1 protein-coding gene and 1 pseudogene are annotated in these 1,134 nt (G+C 76.8%); both read left to right on the top strand.

Annotated features, from left to right (window positions below; all coding sequences use genetic code 11):
• Positions 1 to 246 (top strand): annotated as a pseudogene (locus GPJ59_RS36410) (urease accessory protein UreF); the annotation flags it as partial.
• A gap of 141 nt (positions 247 to 387) precedes the next feature.
• Positions 388 to 1,083, top strand: a complete 696-nt coding sequence (gene ureG / locus GPJ59_RS36405) for an urease accessory protein UreG (RefSeq protein ID WP_219672377.1) — start codon at positions 388 to 390, stop codon at positions 1,081 to 1,083.
• Positions 1,084 to 1,134 lie beyond the last annotated feature (51 nt).

Raw genomic sequence — 1,134 nt, 5'->3', positions numbered from 1 at the left:
GCGTACGAGTGCGTCGGCGGCCCGGCGACCGCCACCGTGCGGCTGCTGGGCCTCGACCCCTTCGAGGCGAGCGGGGTGCTGGCCCGGCTCGCCCCGGCCGTGGACGCGGTCGCCGAGGAAGCGGCCACGGCGGCGCTGACCGCCCGGCGGGACGGGGTGGAGGCCCTGCCCGCCGCCTCCTCGCCCCTGCTGGACATCACGGCCCAGGCCCATGCCGACTGGCCGGTACGCCTCTTCGCCTCCTGAGCCCGGCTCCGCACCCCGACCCGGCCCCGGCCCCGGCCCCGGCCCCGACCCCGACCCTGGCCACGGCCACGGCCCCGAACCCCGACACCACCCTCCCGCCCCATCCGCATCCGCAGCCGCATCCGCCCCAAGGAGCCCGCCGTGCACCTCGACCACGCCGTGACCTTCCCGCACCGCCACACCCACAGCGCCGCGCCGCTGCGCGCCGACGGCTCCCGCCGCGCCCTGCGCATCGGCCTCGGCGGGCCGGTCGGCTCGGGCAAGACCGCGACCGTCGCCGCGCTCTGCCGGGCGCTGCGCGCCGAGTACTCCATGGCCGTCGTCACCAACGACATCTACACCCGCGAGGACGCCGAGTTCCTGCTGCGCGAGGCCGTGCTGCCGCCCGAGCGGATCACCGCCGTGGAGACCGGGGCCTGCCCGCACACCGCGATCCGCGACGACATCTCCGCCAACCTGGAGGCCGTCGAGGAGCTGGAGGAGGCCTTCCACGAGCACGCTCCGCTCGACCTGGTGCTCGTCGAGTCCGGCGGCGACAACCTCACCGCCACCTTCTCCCGCGGCCTCGTCGACGCCCAGATCTTCGTCATCGACGTGGCCGGCGGTGACGACATCCCGCGCAAGGGCGGCCCCGGCGTCACCACGGCCGACCTGCTGGTCGTCAACAAGACCGACCTCGCCCCGTACGTGGGCTCCGACCTCGACCGGATGGCCCGGGACGCCGCCGAGCAGCGCGGCGAACTCCCCGTCGCCTTCCAGTCCCTGCGCGCCCCCGAGGGCGTGGCACCGGTGGCCCGCTGGGTACGCGAGCGCCTCGCCGCATGGGCCGTACGGTGACCGCCGCGCCTGCGCTCACGCCCCCGGCCGGCCCCGCCGTCGGGACCAAGC

It is taken from the genome of Streptomyces bambusae, assembly GCF_019400985.1.
GTDB classification, from domain to species: domain Bacteria; phylum Actinomycetota; class Actinomycetes; order Streptomycetales; family Streptomycetaceae; genus Streptomyces; species Streptomyces bambusae_A.
Note: the sequence above shows the minus strand (reverse complement) of the source record. Positions and strands in the feature narration are given on the sequence as shown.